Source organism: Allobosea sp. P1_A7 (assembly GCF_056406775.1).
This window is the reverse complement of the sequence record NZ_JBFTZN010000265.1, coordinates 1-7934: the sequence shown is the minus strand read 5'-3', so window position 1 is coordinate 7934 and position 7934 is coordinate 1. Positions and strand designations below refer to the sequence as shown.

Sequence of the window (7934 nt, the reverse complement as noted above, 5' to 3'; positions counted from 1 at the left end):
CGCAAGGGTCGATGCGGCGTKGGGCGTGTCGTCCATGGTGCTCTCCCGAGAGGCCGAGGATGGACTGGTGGCGCAACACTGAAGCATCGGCCCGAAATGTGGATTGCGGTCTTCGGGGCAGAGCCGATGCAAGCACAAAAGATGAGATCATCGGATCGGATGCGATGTCCGATCGAATAATCCAGGATATCACGGCCGGCCAATGCCGGCACGACATTGATGAGGTTGAACCATGCCTTCGGGGAGGCAGACGGGTTCGCGATCTGCTGCGGTTCCAGCGCGGTGGGAACGACGGGGGCGCATCATCGGCGGCCTTGAGCTCGCAATCGGCCTCGCTGCCTCGATGACGAGAGCMGCCGAATGAGTGTGCTCGACGACCTTACGGCGTCCGAGAACCCTGCGGGCGTGGCGGCACGATGAAGCCTCCCGATTGATGCGCCCAGAGGTCGGCGTAGAGCCCGCCGCGATCGAGCAATTCCGCATGGGAGCCCTGCTCGGCAATGCGCCCGCCATCCATGACCACAAGGCGGTCCATGAGTTGCAGCGTCGAGAGGCGATGCGCGATCGCGATGACGGTCTTCCCGCGCATCAGATCCGCGAGCGCATCCTGGATCGCGGCCTCGACCTGCGAGTCGAGCGATGACGTCGCCTCGTCAAGCAGGAGAATCGGGGCGTCCTTCAGGATCACCCGCGCGATCGCGATGCGCTGGCGCTGCCCGCCGGAGAGCTTGACGCCGCGCTCGCCGACGAAGGCCTCGTATCCATGGCGCCCCTTGCCGTCCACCAGCGTCTCGATGAAGCCGTCCGCCTGCGCCTTCCGGGCCGCGTCACGCATCATCCACTCATCGGCATCCTGGCGGGCGTAAAGGATGTTCTCGCCGATCGAGCGATGCAACAGCGACGAATCCTGAGCCACCAGCGCGATCCGTGCGCGCAGCGACTCCTCGGTGACGCAGGCGATATCCTGGCCGTCGATCAGAATTCGGCCCGATTGCGGCTCATAGAAGCGGAGCAGCAGATTGACGAGCGTGGACTTGCCCGCGCCCGAGCGCCCGACCAGACCGACCTTTTCGCCGGCGCCAACGGTCAAGGATAGCCCCTCCACCACGCGGTGCGGCTTCATGTAGTGAAAATGCAGATCCTCGAAACGGATCTCTCCATGGGGAGCCTCGAGCGGACGCGCGTCCGGTTTGTCGCGCTGGCTCAGCGGCTGCGCGATCGTCTTCATTCCCTCCTGCACGATGCCGATATTCTCGAAAATGCCCGCAATTTCGAACGCCACCCAGCCCGACATGGCGATGATCTGGGTTGTCAGAAGAAGGGCGGTCGTCAACGTGCCCGCGTCGACCCGGCCCTCGGAGAAAAGCCAGACGCCGATCCCGCCGGTCGTCACCAGCAGGATCGCGTTGAGGCAGACCAGGCAGAAGACATAGACGGTATTGAGCCGTTGCTGGCGGGCGAAAGCAGCCTGGAAGCGCAGGAAGCCGTCGCGCACATAGGTGTCATCATCGGTCCGGCGCCCGAACAGCTTGACCGTCATGATGTTGGTGAACGTGTCGACGACCTTGCCGGCGATGGCGGAGCGCGTCTCCGAAGTCTCGCGCGACCGGACCTGCACCTTCGGCAACGTGTAGGCGAGGAGTGCACCGTAGAGCAGAAACCAGACCAACATCGGCGCGGCGAGGCGAATGTCCTGCGTGCCGAGAAGACCGATCGCGGTCGCGCCGAAAACCAGGATCTGCCAGACCGCGCGCACGAAGGAGACGATACTCTCTCGCAGCGGCCGGGCCGTCTGCATGACCCGGCTGGCCAACCGCCCGGCGAAGTCGTCATGAAAGAAAGAGAGCGGCTGGCGCACGACGTGCCAGTAATTCTGCCAGTGAACCAGCGTCGTGAAAGAGACGGCAATCGAGTGGTTCACGAGCAGGCGAAACAGGATCGTGCCCAGCGGCCGGACGACGAGCACGATCGCCGCCATGACCAGAAGAAGCTGGCCGGCAGCGTCGAAAACGCGCTCGCGCGGGACCGATGACAGGATCGAGACGAGGCGCCCGATCAGATAAGGCACCACGGCCTCAAGGACGGCGAGCACAAAGCCGACCACGAACAGCGCTGCGAACAGGCCCTTCGCCTGGCGGACGAAGTGCCAATAGAACGTTCGCAGTCCGCTGGGAGGCTCGCTTGGAGGCGATGCTGTCGAATCAACAAGTGAATCGAAGAAGCTGAACATCGTTCCTTATGATTGCTGCGGCGCCGACCTTGCAACCTCGAATGGTCGCCGTCAAAGCGCTCGGATCTGCCAAGCCAGTCTCGCTACAGCGGATGCGGTCTGGCGATGAAGCGGGACATGGCTTGCGCGACTCTCACCGCAACGTCGCCTTGATCCGGGAGGCAAAGACCCGCCTCCCCCTCGACCTGGCCATGATCGATGCGCTGGATCTTGTAGACGAACTGCGGATCGACCCGCTCGCCGTGATCGTGTCAGCCGCCCCCGCCCGCACTCCGTTTCATGCGATCGAATGGGAAATCAGGCCCTCCGGCGACCCGGCCGGGCATTGCGCGCGCCCGGCGTGAACTTTGCCTGCCCGGCGCCCTCGGGGGCGTGACCTCATCGCGCAATGGCCGCGGCCAGCGAGGCTTCGAACGCGGCTCATTCCGTTGTTTCGATTCGACGTCATGAATCGGAGTTTTGTCCCGATCCGCCCCCCGTATCCCTTTGCTCAGGTCGACGAGCGACATCGCTGGCCGAAAGAACGCTGATGGAAGGATGTTTTTCAATGAGCAAAGCAGATGACAACAAGGCCGTCGTCGGCCGTTGGTTCACCGAATTCTGGGGCAAGGACGTCAATCTTGCTGTGATCGATGAGATCGCGGCGCCCGATATGCTCCTGAAGTATTCGCTGCACGAACCGCGCCGCGGCCGCGCCGACATCAAGGCCTTCATGACCGACTTCCGGGCGGCGTTTCCGGACCTCAACTTCTGGGGCACCGCCGACCTGATCGCCGAGGGCGACTATGTCGTCGGCCAGTGGGAAGGCGGCGGCACGCATACGGGAGCGGCCTTCGCCGACTTCCTGGTCGGCTATGAGGCCCTTCCCGCCGCCACCGGCCGCAAGATGCATTTCACCGGCACGACGGTCCTGAAGGTGGTGGACGGCAAGATCGTCGAGGAGATCGGCCTGGACGACGGGCTCACCGCCATGACGCAGCTTGGCCTCGTCACGGCTGCCTGAACCCGATCATGCCGAGCCTGCGAGCGGCACGGCATGTCATCGGCAACACCCACCGGGAGGCCTGCGTATTTTTGCGTGGGCCTCTCTGTGCTGGGCTTGGACCGCTCGCGGCTTTCTTGGCGATCTCGGATGGGCGCGGCGCATCCATTGCAGAAATCGGGTGGGAGACATCCGATTTGAAAGCAAGGATCGGAGTGTCGCGAAGGTCGATCGGGAGCACGGTCGGGCCAGGATGTTCCGAGATGACAACAATGACCATCTTCGCAAAGCTCACGCCCAGGCACAGCGCCAGGCAAAGCGCATTTCCCCGCTCGGTCGCGGACGACCCGCGTTGGGCGCGCATCGTCGCTCGCGACAAGGCCGCTGACGGGCAGCTCTGGTACAGCGTCTCGACGACAGGGGTGTATTGCCGCCCGTCTTGCCCATCGCGGACGGCCAATCCGAACAATGTCACGCTTCACGAGACGCTGGAGCGCGCTCGAGCGACGGGATTTCGCCCCTGCAAGCGCTGCAACCCCGACGGCGTTTCGGCAGAGGCCGGGAACGCAACCCTGGTCGCCAAGGCGTGTCGGATCATCGAGGACAGCGAGGAGGAACCGTCGCTGGAGGCACTTTCCCTGGCGGTTGGGCGCAGTCCCGGTTATTTCCACCGCCTCTTCAAGGCGACGACCGGCCTCACCCCGAAGGATTATGCTGCGGCAGATCGCTCCAGGAAGGTCCGCGAGGGTCTCCGCGCAGGCCATAGCGTGACCGAGGCAATCTATGACGCGGGCTTCAATTCAAGCGGCCGCTTCTACGAGAAGTCGACCGGGATGCTCGGCATGACCCCGTCGCGATTTCGCGCCGGCGGAGCAAATGAGGAGATCAGGTTCGCCATCGGGCAGACATCGCTTGGGGCGCTTCTGGTCGCGTCGAGCAAGAAGGGCGTCGCCTCGATCCTGCTCGGCGACGATCCCGATGAACTCCTCCGGGATCTCCAGGACAGGTTCCCCAGGGCCCGCCTGATCGGTGCGGATCGCGAATACGAGGCGTTGATCTCTCGCGTCGTCGGGTTCGTCGAGAATCCCGGCCTCGGTCTCGATCTTCCGCTCGATGTCCGCGGTACCGCATTCCAGCGTCGCGTCTGGCGGGCCCTGCAGGAGATTCCGGTCGGAGCGAGGGTCTCCTATTCAGAGATCGCTCGCCGCATCGGATCACCGAATTCGGTGCGCGCCGTGGCTGGCGCATGCGCAGCGAACACCCTGGCTGTCGCGATCCCCTGCCATCGTGTTGTGCGCAATGACGGAGCGCTCTCGGGCTATGCCTGGGGTGTCGAGCGCAAGCGAACCCTTCTCGATCGCGAAGCTGCCCGGACGGCGTAAGCCTGCGGCCACCCGCCGAATGCCCTGACAAGATTGGTCTTCGATGAATCTCTTTGCGCGCTACGATGACTCTGTCGCCTTCCTGACGAAGCTCGACGAGGACTGGGCCAGACTGATTGTCCGGGTTGGCCCATGCCGGCACGATCCCAAGGCCGCCCGCGAGCCCTATGAAGCGCTGGTGCGCGCCATCGCCTATCAGCAGCTGACGGCCAAAGCCGGGGACGCGATCATCGGCCGCCTCAAGGCGCTCTTTGATGGCCAGGCCTTTCCGAACCCTGAGGATCTCATCGCGGCGGAATTCGATGCACTGCGAGCCTGCGGCTTCTCCGCCAGCAAGATCGCAACCATCAAGGCCATTGCGGAAGGCGCGACGACGGGCGTGATCCCGACGCGCGCTATCGCAATCCAGATGGACGACGAGGATCTCATCGCCCGCATGGTTGCCATCAAAGGCATCGGCCGTTGGACGGTCGAGATGCTGCTGATGTACTCGCTGGAGCGCATGGACATCATTCCGGCCGACGATTTCGGCGTTCGCGAAGGCTACCGCGCGCTGAAATCGCTTGATGAGCAGCCCAAGCCCAAGGCGTTGCGCGAGATCTCCAAGGCCTGGGCGCCCCATCGCACGGTCGCCTCCTGGTATCTCTGGCGAATGCCGCGCGAGCGCGGAAACACGTTGAAWTAGGCCCGACATGCTCGATTTGTTTGAAACGGAGCAATCGACCGAAATCATGGCCGATGGTGCGGTGCTGCTGCGTGGCGCCGCGCTGCCCTTCGAGGCGGATCTGCTCAGCGCCCTGGCTGATATCACCGAACAGGCCCCTTTCCGGCACATGGTCACGCCGGGAGGCTTCGTCATGTCCGTGGCCATGACCAATTGCGGGGCGGCCGGATGGGTCACGGATCGGACCGGCTATCGCTATGATCGCAACGATCCCGAGACCGGGCGCCCGTGGCCACCCATGCCCGATTGCTTGCTCGAGCTCGCGATCACGGCCGCCGCACGCGCCGGCTATCCTGATTTTCGACCAGATGCCTGCCTGATCAATCGCTACGAGCCAGGCGCCCGGCTTTCACTCCATCAGACAGGAACGAGCGCGATTTCGCCAATCCGATCGTCTCGGTCTCGCTCGGCTTGCCCGCGACATTCCAGTTCGGCGGCCCGAAGCGGAATGACCCGGTGAAGAGATATGCGCTTCGACACGGCGATGTCGCCGTGTGGGGCGGACCATCGCGCCTGTTCTATCACGGCGTTCCCGAGCTGAAGGATGGCGTCCACGGAACCGTCGGGCGCATGCGTATCAATCTGACGTTCCGCGGGGCGTTGTAGCGCGATCTTGGATTTTCGTGTTGCCGGCCATGATCGGCGTGATGTCGGGATAGCCTAGTGAGCCACTGGATGATCATTCGACGGGTCGATCTGTAGCCGTCAGGTTGCTGCAGCCCGGCTCGCTCGGCGACCGATACGAGGACGTTTTCGCGATGTTTTCGAGCGGCGATTTCAACGCCAGGGCGAGCCGGCGCAGACTCCCTGGGACGGAGGACGCGATTGGCGCGCTCGTCGCGCTTGCGAAGGACAACCCGGACAAGGCGCTTGTCATGAGCCATATCGGCCAACTCGTGGCCGGCGGTTTCGCAGTGTGGGAGCTGCTCGAAACCGGGGAGATCGAGGTCCGCTTCCCCTCCGGGGAAACCTATCTTCTGGCCGAGACCACGATTCTCAGACTTGCCTGACCCGCTGCGTCCGCGGACGCCCGGTGCGAGACCCTGTTAGCATCCCGTAGCCAGGCGCAGCACGCCGCTCGCCCTCTTCCTCCATCATGCAAGTGAAGCAGCCGTTGCGGCGATCGCGCGCCTGAAGGCGCCAGCGCGCCAAACGAGCAGCGGAGTCATCCGCGGCGTCATGCCACCGCTTCCTGAAGATCATCGCTTGGGCAGAAGCGCTCATGCGATTACCTCCGGAAGACATCACCAGTTCATTTGTCGATTTGAAAGCAAGGACCGGAGTTCTGGAGGCCGCGGCCAAAAGTAATTTTGATCATGGGGACTGAGCAAGGAGCTACGGTTATGAACCTCACGATCATCAAAGACAGGTCACCGGCTTTGTCCGAAGCCGGACCCGCCGATATTCTTCTTCATGCCACCGCCGACACCGAACTCGGCAAGGTGCTGATCGCTCGCAGCGCGAAAGGGGTCTGCGCCATCCTGATCGGCGACACCGCCGACGAACTGGCCGCGGATCTTGCCGACCGTTTCCCGCGGGCCATGCTCATCGCCAGCGAAGCCGCGGTCCAGGACGATATGACCAGGGTTCGTCGCTATATCGAAAACCCCGTCGAAGGGCTGCACCTCGCCCTCGATATGCGTGGGACGCCGTTCCAGCGTCGCGTCTGGGAGAAGCTGAGGGCGATCTCGGTCGGTCGGACGGTGAGCTATCGCGAATTGTCGCAGGTGATCAGCCCGTACGCCCATCCGCGGGCTGTCGCTAAGGCCTGCGCCGCCAATCCGATCGCGCTGGCCATTCCCTGTCACCGCGTCGTGCGGAGCAACGGCGATCTGGCAGGCTATCGCTGGGGTCTCGAGCGCAAGCGCGTTCTCATCCAGAAGGAAGCCATGGCATGAATGCTGGGGTTGTCGCGCTGTCCTTTGCCTCCGCGGGCTATTCCGCGCAGGCACGGGTCGCCGCCTATGCCCCCCACGATTGCGGCCCCCCAGACTATTCGTTCAGAAAATCACTAAACGCTATGCGTGCCTGAGATGGATGATCGTAAGGGTCGGGTTGCTGAGCCGCCTCTCTGGCGCATCCTCCTGGGCGGCTGGCGTGGTGGCAGGCTACCCGTTAGCAGACGTTCCGAAGGTCGAGGGCGGATGGCCGAAAGGGGACTGAACGGCGACAGGCGGACCAAAGCAGCCGCGGCAGCGCTATGCCGATCTGCCCCATGACGGGAAAGCGTGACTGTGAAACAGTCTGCGCAGACGTTTCGCCTGCCCAGAGAGCTTCGATGAGCCATTCCACTAACTACCGCACCACGCTGATCACCGTGGCGGCGGATTGCGCGGCCCTGCTGAGCGCGCCTCCGGCAAAGCCAGGCACAGTCGCTGGGATGCAATACGAGATGCTGGCAGCGCGGCCCTATCAACTGACTTCAGACGAACTTCTGCGGGCGGTCGAGCAAGCGCGCAAAGGAGCGGATGCTGCGGCGCGGCTATTCGACAAGCCGCAAGCCTGTTTGCGCGCCTCGCCACTGGTGAAGCAATACGGTTTCGGACTGCATCATGATGCCGAGGCGCGCGTGGCGCTCGTGCCGGTGGAGAGCGATGAATACGCACGCCTGTTGGC

At 63.6% G+C, this 7934-nt stretch carries 8 protein-coding genes and 1 pseudogene; 8 read left to right on the top strand and 1 reads right to left on the bottom strand.

All coding sequences use genetic code 11. From position 1 onward, the window contains the following. Window positions 1-379: 379 nt before the first annotated feature. Window positions 380-2230: an ABC transporter ATP-binding protein gene (locus tag AC1D34_RS30345; RefSeq protein ID WP_476826215.1), complete on the bottom strand. Its 1851-nt coding sequence runs from the start codon at window positions 2228-2230 to the stop codon at window positions 380-382. A 41-nt stretch (window positions 2231-2271) separates the two neighbouring features. Here AC1D34_RS30345 and AC1D34_RS30340 point away from each other — a divergent pair, with 41 nt between their 5' ends. The 8 genes and pseudogenes from AC1D34_RS30340 to AC1D34_RS30305 form a co-directional block, all read left to right on the top strand. Then, complete coding sequence (locus tag AC1D34_RS30340) at window positions 2272-2574, top strand: hypothetical protein (RefSeq protein WP_476826214.1); 303 nt, start codon at window positions 2272-2274, stop codon at window positions 2572-2574. A gap of 203 nt (window positions 2575-2777) precedes the next feature. Beyond that, window positions 2778-3233: an ester cyclase gene (locus tag AC1D34_RS30335; protein ID WP_476826213.1), complete on the top strand. Its 456-nt coding sequence runs from the start codon at window positions 2778-2780 to the stop codon at window positions 3231-3233. Between the two features lie 251 nt (window positions 3234-3484). Further along, window positions 3485-4594 carry a bifunctional DNA-binding transcriptional regulator/O6-methylguanine-DNA methyltransferase Ada gene (ada, locus tag AC1D34_RS30330; protein ID WP_476826216.1) on the top strand — a complete coding sequence of 370 codons (1110 nt, stop codon included), beginning with the start codon at window positions 3485-3487 and terminating at the stop codon, window positions 4592-4594. A gap of 43 nt (window positions 4595-4637) precedes the next feature. Then, window positions 4638-5279, top strand: a complete 642-nt coding sequence (locus AC1D34_RS30325) for a DNA-3-methyladenine glycosylase family protein (protein WP_476826212.1) — start codon at window positions 4638-4640, stop codon at window positions 5277-5279. 7 nt (window positions 5280-5286) lie between these two features. Further along, window positions 5287-5924, top strand: a pseudogene (gene alkB, locus AC1D34_RS30320) (DNA oxidative demethylase AlkB). Window positions 5925-6076: 152 nt separating this feature from the next. Further along, complete coding sequence (locus AC1D34_RS30315) at window positions 6077-6328, top strand: hypothetical protein (protein WP_476826211.1); 252 nt, start codon at window positions 6077-6079, stop codon at window positions 6326-6328. A gap of 333 nt (window positions 6329-6661) precedes the next feature. Further along, window positions 6662-7216: a methylated-DNA--[protein]-cysteine S-methyltransferase gene (locus AC1D34_RS30310; protein ID WP_476826210.1), complete on the top strand. Its 555-nt coding sequence runs from the start codon at window positions 6662-6664 to the stop codon at window positions 7214-7216. 380 nt (window positions 7217-7596) lie between these two features. Continuing rightward, a partial coding sequence (locus AC1D34_RS30305; RefSeq protein ID WP_476826209.1) for a DUF6157 family protein occupies window positions 7597-7934 on the top strand: 338 nt, incomplete at its 3' end.

Excerpts from the sequence above, each read along its gene's own strand:
- AC1D34_RS30345 (WP_476826215.1), bottom strand. The coding sequence starts at position 2,230 with ATGTTCAGCTTCTTCGATTCACTTGTTGATTCGACAGCATCGCCTCCA.
- AC1D34_RS30340 (WP_476826214.1), top strand. The coding sequence starts at position 2,272 with ATGGTCGCCGTCAAAGCGCTCGGATCTGCCAAGCCAGTCTCGCTACAG.
- AC1D34_RS30335 (WP_476826213.1), top strand. The coding sequence starts at position 2,778 with ATGAGCAAAGCAGATGACAACAAGGCCGTCGTCGGCCGTTGGTTCACC.
- ada (WP_476826216.1), top strand. The coding sequence starts at position 3,485 with ATGACCATCTTCGCAAAGCTCACGCCCAGGCACAGCGCCAGGCAAAGC.
- AC1D34_RS30315 (WP_476826211.1), top strand. The coding sequence starts at position 6,077 with ATGTTTTCGAGCGGCGATTTCAACGCCAGGGCGAGCCGGCGCAGACTC.
- AC1D34_RS30310 (WP_476826210.1), top strand. The coding sequence starts at position 6,662 with ATGAACCTCACGATCATCAAAGACAGGTCACCGGCTTTGTCCGAAGCC.